Origin of the sequence: Palleronia pelagia (assembly GCF_900110115.1) — a bacterium.
Lineage (GTDB): Bacteria > Pseudomonadota > Alphaproteobacteria > Rhodobacterales > Rhodobacteraceae > Palleronia > Palleronia pelagia.
In genome coordinates this window covers 14407-31335 of the sequence record NZ_FOCM01000014.1, presented here as the reverse complement: position 1 = coordinate 31335, position 16929 = coordinate 14407, and the positions used below count along the sequence as shown (strand labels likewise).

The following is a 16929-nucleotide window of genomic DNA, read 5'->3' as shown; positions in this document are numbered from 1 at the left end:
GGCTGCCCTCGCACATGGCCTACAACCTCGTTCTGGCGGACGCCTCGGGGCGGGTATCGTCGGTGGAGCTTTACCCCGGCGGCGGTCTGCGCGAGATGGGGCCCGCTATCGCCACCAACCACCAGCACGGGACCGATCCGGCGGATCGCCCGGCCTTTACGCGGACCATCGAGCGTCGCGATCACGTCGAGCTGCTGATCTCGGGCGACATCGCGCCCGCTGCGCTGGCGGATCGCTTCCTCGACGCGCCGCTCTACCAGACCAACCACGCAGGCGGGTTCGGCACGCTGTTCACGGCGGAATACGACCCGTCGCGGCGCGCGCTGCGGCTGCTCTGGCCGCGGGACGTGTGGGAGCAGACGCTCGATGCGTTCGATGAGGGCCGGCGGGTGATTGCCTATGGTGCGGGTACGGCACCGGTCGATGCCCTCGAAAACTGGGACTGGTCGGACTGGACCGCGTTCACCTCATCCGACTGGGTCGCCTTCGGCATGGAGCTCGCGCAGCGTTATTCGGGAGGGGCAATTCCCCCGGTGCCGGTCAGGCGTCCAGACGAAAGGGGCGCCCGGCCCTAATCCCGGTCGCAAGCGTGATGTTCGCCCGCCGCGCGGCGCCGACGGCAAGGTCCGTCGGCGCCGAGACCGAGAACAGGGTCGGCGCCCCGACCGTGGCGCATTTCTGCACGAGTTCGGTGGAGATGCGCGAAGTCATCACGATGGCGCCGCTCGCGGGCTTGATACCGGACCGGGCAAGCGCGCCGATCAACTTGTCGAGCGCGTTGTGGCGGCCCACATCCTCGCGCACGGCGACGATCCCGTCGCCTGGCACGTAGAAACCGGCGGCGTGGCTTGCCCCGGTCCGATCGTGTTCCGGTTGCCGCTTCCGCAGCGCCTGGGGCGCATCGCGGATCTCTCGGTCCGTGAACTGTGCGCGTCGATCCACCGCCCGCGCCATCGGCCGCGCGGCCTGTTCCAGCGACTCGATCCCGCACAGTCCGCAGCCTACGGCAGCCATGGCGACCCTGCGCCGGTCCGTGCCTGGTCCGTCGGCGTCCTTGAGCCACAGACGCAATTCCACGCCGCAATCGTGCTGCACGGTTTCGATACACGGATCGCATCGGGATGCGCGACAAGCCCCTCGCTCAGCGCAAAGCCAGTGGCGAAATCCTCAAGATCCCGGGGGCTCGCCATCATCACACCCAGCGAAACGGCATTGCAGACCAGCGCGACGGGTGTCTCACGGACCAGATCGCGGCCCGGGCGGGGCAGGTCGTGGATGCTCATGGTACGATCCGCACGGGCGTGCCCTTGTAGGCGGGCGTGCGCGAGTGCTTGTCGTGCAGCGACAGCGGTACCAATGCGTTCAATTCGGGGAAGTAGCCGCCGATACATCCCAAGGGCAGGTCGAAGGGCACTACCGTCAGGCTGGGCATCCGGCGGTCGTGCCCATCCTCGACTGCGCAGACGAGCGTGACCGCCTGACCCTCGGCCAGACCAACGCGCTCCATCTCGACGGGATTGATCAGGACGATATCGCGCCGGCCGCCGAGACCGCGCTGCTGGTCGGAATAGCTGTAGATCGTCGTGTTGAACTGTCCCTGCGCGCGCAGGGTCACCAGCGTGAAGACGCCGCCCTCGGGCAGCTCTCCCAGTGCGGTCAGCGCGTCGGGTGGCGTGAATTCGGCCCGGCCGCTCTCGGTCTTCCAGACCCGTTCGCGGGCGGGGATGCCGCGGTAAAAGCCGCCCGGCTGGAACAGCCTGTCGTTGAAGCCGGCAAAATCATCGGGGAACGTGCAGGCTATCGCGTCGCGGATCAGCCCGTAATCGGACGTCCAGTCCGCCCGGGTCAGCTTGGGGTTCGGCTGCAGTGTTGCCTCGGCCAGTCCCGCGATGATGGCCACTTCCGAGCGCAGTTCCGGGCCGGGCGGCTTGGCTTGGCCAGTCGAGGCATGGATATGCGAAAGCGAGTCCTCGACCGTGACGCTCTGCTTGCCGCCGGCCTGGATGTCCTCGTCGATCCGCCCGAGGCAGGGCAGGATATAGGAGGTCTTGCCCGGCGTGACGTGCGAACGGTTGAGTTTCGTCGCGACCGACACCGTCAGGTCGAGACCGGGCCAGGCCGCCTCCATCCGTTCGCGGTCAGGCAGCGCGCGCACCAGGTTTCCGCCAAGCAGGACAATGCCCTTCACCCGGCCGTCAAGAATGGCGTCGCAGGCATCGCTGGCGTTCAGCCCTTCGGCCCGGGGCGGGTCGATGCCGAAGAGGTCGCGCAGCTTGTCCGCAGGCATGTGGCTCGACTTCTCGCCCACGCCCACGGTGCGCTGACCCTGAACGTTCGAATGGCCGCGCACGGGCGAAATACCGGTGCCGGGCCGCCCGATATGGCGGCGCATGAGCATGAGGTTCACGAGCATCCCGAGGTTGAGCCAGCCACCCACATGCTGCGTCAGGTCCATCCCATAGATCGCGATACAGCGCTCGGCTCCCAGATAGATCTCGGCGACCTCTTCGATCATCGCGCGTGTCAGGCCCGAGTGGCGCTCGATTGCGTTCCAATCCCGGCTCCGGGCGGCCTCGGCGGCCGCTGCAGGTTCACCGAGGTCGTCTCGTGGCACATGTTCGACGATTGCGGCAGGTTCTGATGCCCCATGGCCCGCGCGAAAAGGGCGTAGAGAAACGAGGCCTCGAGCCCCGCATGCCCGGAAGCATAGAACACGGCTTCTTCCGGGTGCATCGCCTTGAGGCCCTGGCCAATTGCACTGAATGCCTCGCCCCCCGACACCGCCACATAGCGGTCGGTCTCGGGGTCATGGCGCATGGGGTGGGTCAGCCGTCCGGCGGATTCGAGATCGTGATCGCTCCACGTCCTCAGTTCCGTGACGGTGTGCTCCGCAACGAAATCCGGTCCGGCTTCTCGTTCGTCCATTTCCCAAAGCGTGGCCCGCGCGCCAGCTTCGCAGAATTCGAACCGGCGGGGTTCGGCGGGGTTGGCCCAAGCACAGGAAGTGCACATCACGCCGCCACCTCGAAGCCGCGTCCGCGTGCGCAAGGCCAGGGAATCATCGCTGGTCTACACGCCGCCAAACCCCGAGCCACGCGGCTGCACAACCCGCTCTGAGCGAATCAGTGCGACTTGCGGACCTGCAGGCGCGATGATCCCGGCGCAGTCGGGACCCCGATCCTTTGGCAGTGCGGTCTGCCGGCGGGCGATGACGCAATAAGCTCCGAATGGCTAAGAATTGCGGAAGCGATCCTGCGCAGTCTACGCGCGCTGGCCTGCGAATTGCGTGACCCACGCGTCGCGTTGGTCGTCGGTGATCTTGGCGAACAGGTTCTCGGGCACCGTGAAGGCGTGGCCCTCGGGCAGGTGGGCGAGGGCCGCGGCCACGTCGTCGGGCCAGGCGTCGTCGGCATTCAGCGCTTCCAGCATCGTTTTCGACGCGTTCGGGATGAATGGCGCCGACAGCACGGCGTAGAGCCGGATCAGGTTCAGCGACAGCCGGATGATCCCCGCCGCCCGCGCCGGGTCTTCCTTGTAGGCGGCCCAGGGCGCGGTGGATTGCAGGTACTCGTTGCCGGCCACCCAGATCGCGCGCAGCTCGGACGCGGCCTTGCGGATCTCGATGTCTTCCATGTGGCGGGTATAGGTCTCGACCCGGGTTTGCAGCTCGTTGATCAGTCGCGCCTCGGCCTCGCCGTTGACGCCGCCCGACGGCACCTCTTCGCCGAATTTCGAGCGGCAGAACTTGGTCACGCGGCTGACGAGATTGCCCAGCACATCGGCGAGATCCTTGTTCACCGCGCCCTGGAAGCTTTGCCAGGTGAACTCGGCATCCGAGGTTTCGGGCGCATTGCGCAGCAGCCACCAGCGCCAGTAATCGGCGGGCAGGATCGACAGGGCCTGGTCCATGAAAACGCCGCGGCCCTGGCTGGTCGAGAACTGACCGCCATCGTAGTTCAGGTAGTTGAACGACTTGATGTAATCGACCAGCTTCCAGGTCTCGTGCCCGACGCCGTTCGTCCCCATGATCGTGGTGGGGAAGCTGAGGGTGTGGAATGGCACGTTGTCCTTGCCCATGAACTGCACATATCGGACATCTTCGGCGCCCTGGTCGGTGCGCCACCAGCGATACCAGTCCTCTTGCGACAATCCCTGCGCGTCGGCCCATTCGTGGGCGGCGGCGATGTACTCGATGGGTGCGTCGAACCAGACATAGAAGACCTTGCCTTCCATCCCGGGCCAGTCCTCGGTCCCGCGCATGACCGGCACGCCCCAGTCCAGGTCGCGAGTGATCCCCCGGTCCTGCAACCCGTCGCCGTCGTCGAGCCATTTCTTCGCGATGGACGTGGTCAGCACCGGCCAGTCGGTCTTGGAGTTGATCCAGTCGCGCAGCTGGTCGCGCATCCGGCTTTGCAGCAGGTAGAGGTGCTTGGTCTCGCGCTGCTCAAGCTCGGTCGAACCCGAGATCGCGCTGCGCGGGTCGATCAGGTCCGTGGGGTCGAGCTGCTTGGTGCAGTTCTCGCACTGGTCGCCGCGCGCGCGGTCGTAGCCGCAATTGGGGCAGGTGCCCTCGATATAGCGGTCGGGCAGGAAGCGGCCGTCGGCATGGGAATAGACCTGCGTTTCCGAGCGTTCCTCGATCAGACCGGCCTCGAACAGACGGCCCGCGAAATATTGGGTCAGCGCCTTGTTCTGCTCCGACGACGACCGGCCGAACTTGTCGAAACTCAGCCCGAAGCCGTCGCTCAGGTCCTTCTGCACCTGCCACATCTCGGCGCAGTATTCATCCACCGGCTTGCCGGCCTTGGCCGCCGCCAGCTCGGCCGGGGTGCCGTGTTCGTCGGTGGCGCAGAGGAACATCACCTCGCGCCCGCGCGCGCGGTTGTAGCGGGCGAAAAGGTCGGCGGGCAGCTGGCTGCCGACGAGATTGCCCAGGTGCTTGATCCCGTTGATATAAGGGATCGCCGAGGTGATCAGGATGCGGTCCATCAGACGCTGCTCCGGTCAGGGTGATTTTCGCGCCTCTTACCCCAGCGCCGTCCCAAGGGCCAGTATCGCGTCCCCCGACTTCATCTTTCCGCAAATACCTCCGGGGGTGAATTGGCCGTCAGGCCAAGAGGGGGCGGCGCCCCCTTACCCTCGGCCGCGCCCCTCGAAGCGTGGAAGCATCGCGGAAAAGTCGCGACCGGCGCCATCCTCGGTGTCCACGAAAGCGGCGTAAAGGTCCCGCGCCGCCGCCCCCAAGGGCGTGTCGGCATCCGCCTGCTCTGCCGCCTGCTGTGCCAGCCGCAGGTCCTTCAGCATCAGGTCGGCCGCGAAGCCGGGCTTGTAGTCGTTGTCGGCGGGGCTTTTCGGGCCGACGCCGGGGGCGGGGCAATAGGTGTTCATGGACCACGACTGCCCCGAGGACGTGCTGACCACGTCGAACATCGCCTGCCGGTCCAGCCCCAGCTTGTCGGCCAGCGCGAAGGCCTCGCAGGTGCCGATCATGGTGATGCCGAGGATCATGTTGTTGCAGATCTTGGCCGCCTGGCCGTTGCCCGACGCGCCGCAATGCACCGCCTTCTGGCCCATGATCTCGAACAGCGGCTTGGCGGTCTCGAAGGCGTCCGTGTCGCCGCCCACCATGAAGGTCAGCGTGCCGGCCTCGGCGCCGCCCGTGCCGCCCGACACCGGCGCGTCGAGCGCGCCCAGCCCCGCAGCGCGTGCCCGCTCGGCCACGTCGCGGGCCGAGGCCACGTCGACGGTCGAGCAGTCCAAGAGCACGGCGCCCTGGTCCATCGCCGGAATGACCTCGTCCGCGACGGCGCGCAGGATGTCGCCATTGGGCAGCATCGTGATGACCACCGCCGCACCCCGGGCCGCCTCGGCAGCCGAACCGGCGCTGGCGAAGGCGTCCGAGGTGACGCCCGCCACGTCGAAGCCGGTGACGTCGTGGCCTGCGCGGGCCAGGTTCAGGGCCATGGGCAAGCCCATGTTGCCCAATCCGATGAACGCGATCTTCATGTGGTTTCCTCCTCCGATGCGCCGAGCGGCGCGAGCATTTCGTCGATCCGCGACTGCGCGACATCGGCGATGCCGTCGTGCTGCCAGCGCGGATTGCGGTCCTTGTCGATCACGGCGGCGCGGATGCCTTCGAGGAAATCGCCCTTTTCCACCGCGCGGTGGGTGAAGCGGTATTCCATCTCCAGCGCATGGTGGATCGTCAGCTTCGCCCGCACCGCGCGAATCAGGTCGATGGTCACGCAGGCCGAAAGGGGCGAGACGCGAGCGAGCGCCTTCAGCGCATCGCGGGCGAAGTCGCTGTCCTCGGAGTCCAGGCTCGATGCGATCTCGGCCATGCTGTCCTTGCCGAAATGCGCGTCGATCCGGTCCTGCAGCGGGGTCAACGGGCTTTCGCCCGGGTCCCGTGCGCGGTCGGCGACCAGTTGGACGATGCCGTCTTCCTCCAGCCCCGCGATGATGTCGGGCCACTGGTCTTCGGGGATGTAATGGTCGGCAAAGGTCGCGCGGATGGCGCAGGCGGGGCCCATGCGATGCGCGGTCGTGCCCAGGTATTCGCCCAGGAAGCCCGGTCCGCGCGCCAGCAGGAACGATCCCCCCACGTCCGGCACGAGACCGATGCCGCATTCGGGCATGGCGATGCGGCTGCTGTCGCCCACGACCCGGTGGCTCGCGTGGCAGCCGATGCCCACGCCGCCGCCCATGGTGAATCCCTGCATGAAGGTGACGATGGGCTTTGCATATGTCGCCATCTTCGCGTTCAGGCAGTATTCTTCCCGCCAGAACCGGCGGGGGCCCTCAAGGTCGCCCGCGCGCCCCGCCTCGTAGAGCGCGGTGATGTCGCCGCCCGCGCAGAACGCCTTTTCGCCCGCCGCGTCGATCACGACGAGCCGCACCTCGGGGTCGGTCGCCCATTCGTCCAGCGCGTCCTCGACCGACAGCACCTGCTCGTGGGTCAGCGCGTTCAGCGCCTTGGGCCGATTCAGGGTGATGCGGCCCGCCCGGCCCGTTTTGCGGATCAGTGTGTCGGTCATTGGGCGATGAGGCTCCGGGCGGTGATGAGGCGCATGATCTCGTTCGTGCCTTCGAGGATCTGGTGCACGCGCAGGTCGCGGACCAGCTTCTCGATCCCGTAATCGGCCAGGTAGCCGTAGCCGCCGTGGAGTTGCAGGCACTGGTCGACGATGCGGCTGCCGGCCTCGGTCACGAATTTCTTGGCCATGGCGCAGTGCTTCGTCGCCCGCGGGTCACCTTGGTCGAGCATCCAGGCGGCCTGTCGCAGGAATGTGCGCGCGGCCTGAAGCTCGATCTCGAGATCGGCAAGGCGGAATTGCAGGGCCTGGAAGTCGGTCAGCTTCTGCCCGAAGGCGCCGCGGTCGCGCATGTAGGCGATGGTCATGTCGAGCGCGGCCTGCGCCGCACCGAGCGAGCAGGCCGAGATATTGAGCCGCCCGCCATCAAGCCCCGACATCGCGTATCTGAAACCCTTGCCCTCTTCGCCCAGCAGATTGCCGGCCGGAATGTTGCAATTGTCCAATTGCACCTGCCGCGTGGGTTGCGATCGCCAGCCCATCTTGTCCTCGAGCCCGCCGAAGGACAGCCCGTCAGCGCCATCCTCGACCACCAGTGCGCTGATGCCGCGGGGTCCGTCCTCGCCGGTGCGTGCCATGACGATATAGGCGTCTGAATAGCCCCCGCCCGAGATGAACGCCTTGGTCCCCGTCAGCGCGTAGCCCTCGTTCGTGCGCGCGGCCTTGGTCTTCAGCGCCGCGGCGTCCGAACCCGAGCCCGGTTCGGTCAGGCAGTAGCTCAGCACCTTTTCCATGGTGAGTGCGGGCGCGAGGATGCGGTCCTTCAGATCGTCCGATCCGTAGCGGTCGAGCATCGCCGCGCACATGTTGTGGATCGACAGGAAGGACGCGACGGACGGGCAGGACATGCTGAGCGCCTCGAAGACCAGCGTGGCGTCCAGCCGCGAAAGGCCAACGCCGCCGCTGTCCTCGCTGACGTAGAGGCCGCCCATCCCCAGTTCGGCCGCCTTGGGCCACAGGTCGCGCGGGATGGTGCCGTCGCGTTCCCATTGCTGCGCGTTGGGTGCGATCTCGGCCGTGCCGAAATCCTTCGCCATGTCGAAGATGGCGGTCTGCTCCTCGCTCAGGCCGAAATCCATGTCAGTTCCTCACGTGTCCTGGGTGAATTCATCGGCCAGCGCCGCGACCACGGCGCTGAGTGCCTCGGGCTCGGACGCGCCGTCGTCCCTGGCCGCCGAGAAGACGGCGCGCTGCCGGGTGGCCGAGTTGCCATCGGCCACGATGTCGCGCAGCGCCTCGACCTCGTCGAGGCACCCCAGCGCGCGGGCGTCGTCGGAGATCAGGGCGACCAGTTCGCCGATCAGTTCGGGGAAGGGCACGACCGCGCCGCGCCCCAGGTCGATCAGGCCCTTCTCGGTGCCATAGCGCTGGGCGCGCCAGCGGTTCTCGTCGATCAGGAAGTTCTCGTAAATGCGCCAGCGCTGGTTCTGGCATTTCAGCCGCCAAAGCATCCGGTGCACGCATTGGATCGTCGCCGCGATGGACAGGGTGTGCGACAGGCGCGGGATCACGTCGCAGATCCGGGTTTCCAGCGTCGGGAAGTTGGCCGAGGGCCGCAGGTCCCACCAGATCTTCGACGCGTCCTCGATGATCCCGCTGGCCACGATCGTGTCGACCGAGCGGCGATAGTCCCCCCAGCTTTCCAGCCGGGGCGGCAGCCCGGTGCGCGGCAGGTTGTCGAAGACCCCTATGCGATACGAGGCCAGCCCCGAATCCTTGCCCTGCCAGAACGGGGACGAGGCCGACAGGGCCAGCAGGTGCGGGAGGAAATACTTGAATTGGTTCATCAGGTCGATGCGCGCATCCTCGTCGGGGATGCCCACGTGGACATGCATGCCGCAGATCAGCATGCGCCGCCCGACGCCCTGCAGGTCCTTCTTCAGCGCGCGGTAGCGGTCCTTGTCCTGCGTGGTCTGGTCGGCCCAGTCGGCCGTCGGATGACAGGCGGCGGCGATGGGGCGCAGCCCGAACTCGCCCGCGAGCCGCGCGATGGTGCGGCGCAGATGCGACAGGTCCTCGCGCGCGTCGGTGATCGTTTCGCAGACCTTGGTCCCGACCTCGATCTGGCAGCGCAGGAACTCGGGCGCGACCTGGTCGCCAAGCGCCTCGGTCGCGGCCTCCATCAGTGCCTCGGGGGCGTCGGTCAGGCGATGGGTCTCGGCATCGACGAGAAGGTATTCCTCTTCGATGCCGATGCTGAACGGCGGGTCTTCGGTCATCCTCGGCCCTCGCGGCTTGCACGCTGGCGCCGATGCTAGGCGGGCCAAGCGCGCGGCTCAAGCGGCGGCGGGGCAGGGCGCCCCGCCGCGCCGGGCGGTCAGTCCATGGCCTTGAAGTTGAAGGCCGCGCCTTCCTTGATGCCCGACGGCCAGCGCGCCGTGACCGTCTTGGTGCGCGTGTAGAAGCGGAAGGAGTCCGGTCCGTGCTGGTTCAGATCGCCGAAGCCAGATTTCTTCCAGCCGCCGAAGGTGTGATAGGCCAGCGGCACCGGGATGGGCACGTTGATGCCCACCATGCCGATATTGATCCGGCTGGCGAAGTCGCGCGCCGCGTCCCCGTCGCGGGTGAAGATCGCGGTGCCGTTGCCGTATTCGTGGTCCATAGCAAGGCCCAGGGCCTCTTCGTAGCTGGCCGCGCGCACGGTCGACAGGACCGGGCCGAAGATCTCCTTGCGGTAGATGTCCATGTCGGGCGTCACGCGGTCGAACAGGTGCGGGCCAACCCAGAACCCGTCTTCGTAGCCCTGCGGCGCGGCCATGCCGCGCCCGTCCACGACCAGCTCGGCGCCCGCGTCGATACCCGTCTGCACCAGCCGGGTGATGTTCTCGCGTGCGGCGGCGGTGACCACGGGGCCGTAATCGGCCGCTTCGTCGGACCATGGCCCGACCTTCAGCTTCTCGACGCGCGGCACCAGTTTCTCGATCAGGCGATCGGCGGTCTCGTCGCCCACGGGCACCGCGACCGAGATCGCCATGCAGCGCTCGCCCGCCGCGCCATAGCCCGCACCCACCAGCGCGTCGGCCGCCTGGTCCATGTCGGCGTCGGGCATGACGATCATGTGGTTCTTGGCGCCGCCGAAGCACTGCACGCGCTTGCCGTTGGCGCAGCCGCGTTCGTAGATATAGGCCGCGATCGGGGTGGAGCCGACGAAGCCAACCGCCTGGATGGTCTCGTTGTCGAGGATGGCGTCGACCGACTCCTTGTCGCCGTTGACCACCTGGAGAATGCCGTCGGGCAAACCGGCCTCCTGCATCAGCTCGGCCAGCATCAGCGGCACCGAGGGGTCGCGCTCGCTGGGCTTCAGGATGAAGGCGTTGCCGCAGGAAATGGCGGGCGCGAATTTCCACATCGGGATCATGGCGGGGAAGTTGAACGGGGTGATGCCCGCCACGACGCCCAGCGCCTGGCGCATGGAATACATGTCGATGCCGGGGCCCGCGCCGTCGGTGTATTCGCCTTTCAGCAGGTGCGGCGCGCCGATGCAGAACTCGACCACCTCGAGACCGCGCTGCACGTCGCCCTTGGCGTCCACGAAGGTCTTGCCATGCTCTTTCGACAGGGCCTCGGCCAGCTTGTCCATGTCGCGGTTCAGAAGGCGCACGAATTCCATCATCACCCGCGCGCGGCGCTGCGGGTTGGTGGCGGCCCAGGCCGGCTGCGCCTCGGCGGCCTTGGCGACGGCGGCGTCCAGCTCGTCCTTGCTGGCCAGCGGCACCTTGGCCTGCACCTCGCCCGTGGCGGGGTTGAACACGTCGGCAAAGCGGCCCGAGCCGCCCTTCACGTGCTGCCCGTTGATCCAGTGGCTGAGTTCCGTGGTCATGCTGTGTCCTCCCGCGTTGCGTGTTGCGCGCAAGATTAGGCTTGCGAAGGGGTGGGGCAAAGCGCCAGTTTGCCAAATCGATTTTGCAGAAATGCAAGGACAAGGCGGTGATGCACTGGGATGACATGCGTTTTTTCCTGTCCGTGGCGCGGGCCGAGGGGCTGAGCCGCGCCGCGCAGGAGCTGCGTGCCGATCCTGCCACGCTGGGCCGCCGGGTCGCGCGGCTGGAAGAGACGCTGGGCGTTCCGCTTTTCGTGAAAAGCCCCGCGGGCTATCGCCTGACCGAGGCCGGGGCGCGGCTGATGGATCACGCTGAGGCCGCCGAACGCGCCATGCGCAGCGCCGAGGCCGAGGTCTCGGGCGCGCTGTCCGGCGCGGTGCGGATCGGCGCGCCGGATGGATGCGCCACCTATCTTCTGCCGCAGGTGACGGCGGACCTGGCGGCGCGCAACCCGGGGCTGGAAATCGAGATCGTGGCCCTGCCGCGCGTCTTCAACCTGAACCGGCGCGAGGCCGACATGGCCATCGGCGTCTCGCGGCCCGTCTCGGGCCGTGTGACGGTGCAGAAGATCGCCGATTACCGGCTGAGCCTCGCGGCGCACGAAGACTACCTGGCGCAGCATCCCGTCACCGACCTGGACGATCTCGCCGGGCATCGCATCGTCGGCTACGTCCCCGACATGATCTTCGACCCCGAGCTGGATTACCTGGGCGAGATCGGGGTGGGCGGGGTCGACCTCGCCTCATCCTCCGTGGTGGTGCAGTTCCAGTGGATCGCCCAGGCGTTGGGTCTTGGCATCGTCCACGACTTCATGCTGCCGCAGGCGCCCGGCGTGCGCCGGGTGATGCCCGGCCGGTTTCACCTGACGCGCGCCTTCTGGCTGGTGCGCCCCGAGGACGACCTGCGCGCGGCGCGGCTGGACGGGATCGCCGCCGCCCTGGTGTCCGGGCTGCGCGGCGAGATTCAGCGGCGCGAGGCGCAGGCCGCGGCAAACCCTTGACACGACGACCTTTCAGGCCCGACGCTGAACCCGAGGCAATCGGGAGGCACGCCATGAAAGTCGATCAGATCCTGAACTCCAAGGGCGTCGCCGGGGTGGCCACGGTCAAGCCCGGCTCGAAGGTCGCCGATGCGGCGCGGCTTCTGTCGGAGAAGAAGATCGGCGCGGTCATCGTCTCGTCGGACGGCGTGACGCCCGCCGGCATCCTGTCCGAACGCGACATCGTGCGCGACCTGGGCCGCCGGGGCGCCGAATGCATGGAGGACAAGGTCGACAGCCTGATGACCGTGAATCTCGTCAGCTGCGCCCGGGGCGACGATGCCGAGCTCGTGCTGACCCAGATGACCGACGGCCGCTTTCGCCACATGCCCGTGCTCGAGGACGGCAAGATGGTCGGGCTGATCTCGATCGGTGACGTGGTCAAGGCCCGCCTGTCCGAGCTGAAGATGGAGCGTGACGCTCTCGAGGGGATGGTGCGGGGGCACTGACCCGTCGGGGCCTTGCAAAAATCGACGCAATAATGTTGCGTGGCGCGACGACACACGGAGGGCGCCATGCGGACAGGACTTTACCCCGGCACGTTCGATCCGGTCACGCTGGGCCATATGGACATCATCCGGCGGGCGATAACGCTGGTGGACGAGCTGGTCATCGGCGTCGCGATCAACCGCGACAAGGGGCCGCTGTTCTCGCTGGACGAACGCGTCGCGATGATCGAGGCCGAATGCCGGCCCCTGGCCGAGAAGACCGGCGTGAAGATCCGCGCGCATCCGTTCGAGAACCTGTTGATCGATTGCGCCCGCGACGTGGGTGCCCAGATGATCATCCGCGGCCTGCGCGCGGTCGCCGATTTCGAGTACGAGTTCCAGATGGTCGGCATGAACCGCGCGCTGGATGACAGCGTCGAGACAGTCTTCCTCATGGCCGATACCGAGCACCAGGCCGTGGCGAGCAAGCTGGTGAAGGAGATCGCGCGCCTCGGCGGCGATGTCAGCCATTTCGTGCCCGCCGCGGTGGAACGCGCGCTGATCACCAAGCTGGGCCGCTGAGGCGCGTCCGGCGGCAACCGGCGCGGGACTCAGGTTTCATCTGTCACCAAGCAGTCATCCCGACATCCAGCGGGTCACTGGGGCGTCGCGGTCAGGCCAGCCGCGTGTCGATTTTCGAGACGCGCGACAGGGTGCGGTGCACGGGGCACTTGTCGGCGATCTCCAGCAACCGTTGGCGCGTGTCCGGGTCGAGCCCGCCGGGCAGGGCGATGGTCCGCGTGAACAGGTCGATCTGCGGGCTGGGCGGGTCGCCATCCTCCGGCGCGGCGTCGCTGGCGTGGGTCCGCGCGTGGGTCACGTCCACGCGCACGCGCCCCATCTCCATCCCCTTGTGGCGGGCATACATCCGCAGCGTCATGGTGGTGCAGGCCCCCAGGGCCGCCGCCATCAGGTCATAGGGCGTGGGGCCGCGATCGGTGCCGCCCACCGACACCGGCTCGTCCGCCGACAGCGCGTGGCGCCCTGCGGCGATGTCCTGCAGGTAGCCATCCGATGCCGCCTCGGACACGCGGACGACGCCCTCGGGCGGATCCTCGTGGGCTGGCAGGCCCAGGGCCAGGTAGCGCGCGGCCCAGGCTGCGATGACGCCCGCCGCGTATTCGGCGTCGTCGGGGCGGGTCACCAGGTGATCGGCATCGTCCAGCGATACGAAGCTTTTCGGGTGTTTCGCGGCGGTGAAAATGCTCGTGGCGTTGTCGATGCCCACCACCATGTCGCGCGGCGCGTGCAAGACCAGCAACGCCCGCTTGAGGTGCGAGATCGCGGGCGCGAGTTCCTGCGCCGACACGTCGTCCACGAAGCTTTGGCGGATGGTGAAGGGCCGGCCGCCCAGATCGACCTGGGCCGCGCCGTCGCGCGCGATGTCGTCCAGGCTGCCCGCGAAATTGTGGGTGACATGGCCGGGATCGAAGGGCGCGCCGATGGTGACCACCGCGCGGGCGCTGTCGATCCGTCCCGCCGCCTTCAGCACCGCCGCCCCGCCCAGCGAGTGGCCGATCAGCAGCGAGGGTGCCATGCCGCGGCCGTCCAGGTAGGCCGCCGCCGCCAGAAGGTCCTCCACGTTCGACGAGAAATGGGTGTTGGCGAACTCCCCGTCCGAGTGTCCCAGACCCGTGAAATCGAAGCGCAGCACCGCGATGCCCGCGGCGGCCAGCCGGCCCGCGATGCGGCGTGCGGCCGGAATGTCCTTCGAGCAGGTGAAGCAATGCGCGAACAGCGCGACGGCGCGGGTCGGCCCGTCCGGCAGGTCGAGCCGCGCGGCCAGGTCCGCCCCGTTGGCCCCGGCAAAGGTGATCCGTTCGCTGTGCATCCTGCGCCCCCCGTCGCGATTGATCCCGTCGAAAGGCTAGCCGATCCCGGGCGACGGCGCCACTTGCGGACGCGGCGCGGGCGCGTATAAGACCGGCGCACGGGCGATTAGCTCAGTTGGTAGAGCGCTTCGTTTACACCGAAGATGTCGGCGGTTCGAGCCCGTCATCGCCCACCATGCCCCTTCCCGCGCGCTTCCTCTATGGACCCGGCACTGTATTCCTCGTCGGCAAAGGCGGGTTCCTGTTCCGCCGGTCCGCCACCGGATCCGGAACGGTCCGGAGGGCCAGAGGTTGACCCACGCGGGTCGTTCATGTCAGGCACGGCCCTTTCTGATCGCCCCCCGGTGTCCAGACGCCGGGCCCAGCCGGAGGAAGAACCATGACACTCACCCTGCGTCGCAACCGTCAGCGTGATCTCGAACCATTGGCCGAGATGCTGACGGACGAGGAAATTCCGCTGCTCAATCCCAGTGCGAAAGTGCCTTTCGATGAAATGGAATGGCAGCGCAAATGGCTGGGCGAGGCGCAGGACGTGTCTTTCTATCTCGAGGACGACGACGGGCGGGACGTGGGATTCTTTGCCCTGCGCGAGGGGGTCGGCCCCGAGGTGCGACACCTGACCTATGTCTACCTGACCGAGGACGCGCGCGGCGGGGCCGCGGCCGAACTGACCGAGCGGGTGGAAGAGGCGGCTCTGGCGCTGGATGCGCTGGTCCTGACCCTGAAGGTCGAGGTCGACAACGCGCCTGCCTTCAATGCTTACCTCTCCGCGGGCTACGAAGAGATGTCGCGTCGGCAGGGCATGGCGATGATGCGGTTGGACCTGGAGGACCGGCCGGCCGCCTGATCTGCGGCCCACCGGTCCTTTCCCTTTTGCGACGCGATTGCGGCCTGTGTCCGCGTCGCGTTTCCGGCGGGAAGTAACCCGCCTGGGCGGTCGACTTTAGGCGGCGGCCGAGTCGGACCCGCGCTGGGCCAGGATCCGGCGCTGCTGGAACGTCATGTTCACCGTGATCGCGAAGACGGCGATGGAGGTGATCGAGATCATGATCGACAGCGCCTCGTTGCTCAGCCCGGAGCCGCCCGCAACGGTCCGTTGCAGCGTGGCGCTGGACATGGCGGTGAAGTGCAGCACGCAGACCCCGGCGACGATCCCGGCACCGCGCATCGCATAGGACTGCAAGGTCGCCTCGGTCTGTCGAAGCGCGAAGGCGAACCCGGCCATCCCGAGGAAGACCGCGGCGATCAGGATCGGGGCGTTGTACGCGGTGACGCAGTTCTCGATCGCGCTCATGCCCGTCAGGTGCATCACGGCCACACCCGCGCCGGCCAGCGCCCCAAGCGCGGCAAGGTGCTTGCGCGCCCGCGCCTGCAGGGCCGCACCAAGCGGCAAGCCGACGAACACGAAGCCCGCTAGGATCGACAGAAGCGTCGTTTCGAGATCGTAGGTCAGCGCAGCGTCGGGACGGTAGCCCAGCATTGCGACGAAATGCGTGGTCCAGACGCCGACCCCGGCCACCAGCGCCGTCCAGAACCCGGCGCGCTTGCGCTGTTCGTCGGTCGCGTGGTCCATGTTGCGTCCCAGCAGGATCAGCGTGATCGCCATGATCGCGCAGACGCCGGCGGCGGCGAGGATGAAGTTCGTCTTGGTATCAAAGACGCCGCCCAGCAGAAGAGGGATCGACATGAGATGCGCTCCTTTCTCGGAATATGATATTTCTCAAGATCCTGTTCCCCGACAAAAAAGGTCAAATGATGACGCTTGGGCGGCAATCGCGCGAGTCCGCACGGGGTGTTTCGCCCTGCGGAACAACGCACGGTGATCGGTCCCGTATCGGACGGACTCCCGGTGCTTGCGCATCCGGGTCGAATGGGGGGATGTAGGCGCCATGCATGACATCACCCCCGCCACACCCGACGACCTCGACGCGATCCGCGACCTTCACACGGCCAGCTGGGCGGATGCCTATGCGCGTTTTGTTCCCGACGAAGCGCTGGACCGATTGGGCCCCGAGATGGCCGAGCGCTGGGCCACGCTCCCCGAAGGCGTGCTGTGCGCGCGCGACGGCGACAGGCTGGCGGGGTTCATCCGCCTGAAGACGCGGCAGGGCTGGCCCTATATCGACAACCTGCATACCCGGCCGGACCTGCGCGGGCAGGGCATCGGCGCGTCCTTGATGCGTGCCGGGTTCGCACGGCTGCGGGCCGAGGGTGCCGGCCGCGCCTGGCTGACGGTCATCGACGGCAACACCGCCGCGCGCCGCTTCTATGTCTCGCAGGGCGGCCACGAGGGCGCGAGGATGGTCGAGCGGGTGCTGGGTCACCCCACCGCGACGCGCCCGGTTTTGTGGCTGCGCCTGCCGGGCCAATAATTTCCGCTGCCGCCCGTGTTGGCGCTTGACGCCCCCCGAGGCCGTATCTAGAACGCCCCTCACGTTCGGACCGGGTCCGGACGGGCAATGGGCGGTTGTAGCTCAGTTGGTTAGAGTACCGGCCTGTCACGCCGGGGGTCGCGGGTTCGAGCCCCGTCAACCGCGCCACCATTGCTTCTTTTTCCCTTACCCCGCACGCCAGATGCGCGGTTGTAGCTCAGTTGGTTAGAGTACCGGCCTGTCACGCCGGGGGTCGCGGGTTCGAGCCCCGTCAACCGCGCCA

At 67.6% G+C, this 16929-nt stretch carries 17 protein-coding genes, 3 tRNA genes and 1 pseudogene; 9 read left to right on the top strand and 12 right to left on the bottom strand.

The features are described from left to right. Positions 1-575, top strand: a pseudogene (locus tag BMX96_RS19730) (hypothetical protein); the annotation flags it as partial. Here BMX96_RS19730 and BMX96_RS18500 read toward each other — a convergent pair. The 10 genes from BMX96_RS18500 to BMX96_RS18460 all read right to left on the bottom strand — a co-directional run bounded on the left by BMX96_RS18500 (position 541) and on the right by BMX96_RS18460 (position 10914). Continuing rightward, complete coding sequence (locus BMX96_RS18500) at positions 541-1014, bottom strand: formate dehydrogenase accessory sulfurtransferase FdhD (protein ID WP_269085893.1); 474 nt, start codon at positions 1012-1014, stop codon at positions 541-543. The pseudogene BMX96_RS19730 and the gene BMX96_RS18500 overlap by 35 nt on opposite strands. Beyond that, the gene (locus BMX96_RS20110) at positions 1002-1283 is read right to left on the bottom strand and encodes a formate dehydrogenase accessory sulfurtransferase FdhD (protein ID WP_175481791.1); all 282 of its coding nucleotides are present in this window, start codon (positions 1281-1283) and stop codon (positions 1002-1004) included. Before BMX96_RS20110 ends, BMX96_RS18500 begins: the two co-directional genes overlap by 13 nt. Continuing rightward, positions 1280-2515: an FdhF/YdeP family oxidoreductase gene (locus tag BMX96_RS18490; protein WP_330220659.1), complete on the bottom strand. Its 1236-nt coding sequence runs from the start codon at positions 2513-2515 to the stop codon at positions 1280-1282. Before BMX96_RS18490 ends, BMX96_RS20110 begins: the two co-directional genes overlap by 4 nt. A gap of 8 nt (positions 2516-2523) precedes the next feature. Then, positions 2524-3012: a molybdopterin-binding domain-containing protein gene (locus tag BMX96_RS20155; protein ID WP_330220658.1), complete on the bottom strand. Its 489-nt coding sequence runs from the start codon at positions 3010-3012 to the stop codon at positions 2524-2526. Positions 3013-3261: 249 nt separating this feature from the next. After that, a complete protein-coding gene (metG, locus tag BMX96_RS18485) occupies positions 3262-4989 on the bottom strand; it encodes a methionine--tRNA ligase (protein WP_091846832.1) in 1728 nt (575 codons plus the stop codon). A 144-nt stretch (positions 4990-5133) separates the two neighbouring features. Then, positions 5134-6006: a 3-hydroxyisobutyrate dehydrogenase gene (gene mmsB, locus BMX96_RS18480; protein WP_091846831.1), complete on the bottom strand. Its 873-nt coding sequence runs from the start codon at positions 6004-6006 to the stop codon at positions 5134-5136. Further along, positions 6003-7037 carry an enoyl-CoA hydratase/isomerase family protein gene (locus tag BMX96_RS18475; RefSeq protein WP_091846830.1) on the bottom strand — a complete coding sequence of 345 codons (1035 nt, stop codon included), beginning with the start codon at positions 7035-7037 and terminating at the stop codon, positions 6003-6005. The genes mmsB and BMX96_RS18475 overlap by 4 nt, the downstream gene beginning before the upstream one ends. Continuing rightward, positions 7034-8173: an acyl-CoA dehydrogenase family protein gene (locus BMX96_RS18470; RefSeq protein ID WP_091846829.1), complete on the bottom strand. Its 1140-nt coding sequence runs from the start codon at positions 8171-8173 to the stop codon at positions 7034-7036. Before BMX96_RS18470 ends, BMX96_RS18475 begins: the two co-directional genes overlap by 4 nt. Positions 8174-8182: 9 nt before the next feature. Next, positions 8183-9313, bottom strand: coding sequence for a carboxylate-amine ligase (locus BMX96_RS18465; RefSeq protein WP_091846828.1), 1131 nt, complete (start codon positions 9311-9313; stop codon positions 8183-8185). Between the two features lie 98 nt (positions 9314-9411). Beyond that, positions 9412-10914 (bottom strand): CoA-acylating methylmalonate-semialdehyde dehydrogenase, encoded by a 1503-nt coding sequence (locus tag BMX96_RS18460; protein WP_091846827.1) that lies wholly within the window; start codon positions 10912-10914, stop codon positions 9412-9414. A gap of 110 nt (positions 10915-11024) precedes the next feature. On the opposite strand from BMX96_RS18460, the gene BMX96_RS18455 reads away from it, so the two are divergent. The 3 genes from BMX96_RS18455 to coaD all read left to right on the top strand — a co-directional run bounded on the left by BMX96_RS18455 (position 11025) and on the right by coaD (position 12964). Then, entirely contained in the window at positions 11025-11915 is an 891-nt protein-coding gene (locus tag BMX96_RS18455; RefSeq protein ID WP_091846837.1) for a LysR family transcriptional regulator, read from the top strand. 53 nt (positions 11916-11968) lie between these two features. Beyond that, positions 11969-12403, top strand: coding sequence for a CBS domain-containing protein (locus BMX96_RS18450; protein ID WP_091846826.1), 435 nt, complete (start codon positions 11969-11971; stop codon positions 12401-12403). Between the two features lie 66 nt (positions 12404-12469). Further along, positions 12470-12964 carry a pantetheine-phosphate adenylyltransferase gene (coaD, locus tag BMX96_RS18445; protein WP_073129548.1) on the top strand — a complete coding sequence of 165 codons (495 nt, stop codon included), beginning with the start codon at positions 12470-12472 and terminating at the stop codon, positions 12962-12964. 91 nt (positions 12965-13055) lie between these two features. Here the strand turns inward: coaD and BMX96_RS18440 are convergent, their stop codons facing one another. Further along, a complete protein-coding gene (locus tag BMX96_RS18440; RefSeq protein WP_091846825.1) occupies positions 13056-14273 on the bottom strand; it encodes a bifunctional alpha/beta hydrolase/OsmC family protein in 1218 nt (405 codons plus the stop codon). A gap of 101 nt (positions 14274-14374) precedes the next feature. Here BMX96_RS18440 and BMX96_RS18435 point away from each other — a divergent pair. Together BMX96_RS18435 and BMX96_RS18430 are read left to right on the top strand one after the other, a co-directional pair. Next, positions 14375-14450, top strand: a tRNA-Val gene (locus BMX96_RS18435). A gap of 203 nt (positions 14451-14653) precedes the next feature. Continuing rightward, positions 14654-15121, top strand: a complete 468-nt coding sequence (locus BMX96_RS18430) for a GNAT family N-acetyltransferase (RefSeq protein WP_091846824.1) — start codon at positions 14654-14656, stop codon at positions 15119-15121. A gap of 96 nt (positions 15122-15217) precedes the next feature. On the opposite strand, the gene BMX96_RS18425 is transcribed toward BMX96_RS18430, so the two are convergent. Then, positions 15218-15961, bottom strand: coding sequence for an MHYT domain-containing protein (locus tag BMX96_RS18425; RefSeq protein WP_091846823.1), 744 nt, complete (start codon positions 15959-15961; stop codon positions 15218-15220). Between the two features lie 202 nt (positions 15962-16163). Between BMX96_RS18425 and BMX96_RS18420 the strand changes: the two genes are divergently transcribed. From BMX96_RS18420 to BMX96_RS18410, 3 genes are all read left to right on the top strand, one after another. Beyond that, entirely contained in the window at positions 16164-16646 is a 483-nt protein-coding gene (locus tag BMX96_RS18420) for a GNAT family N-acetyltransferase (protein ID WP_091846822.1), read from the top strand. 91 nt (positions 16647-16737) lie between these two features. After that, positions 16738-16814: transfer RNA gene (locus BMX96_RS18415), tRNA-Asp, on the top strand. A 38-nt stretch (positions 16815-16852) separates the two neighbouring features. Beyond that, a tRNA-Asp gene (locus BMX96_RS18410) sits at positions 16853-16929 on the top strand.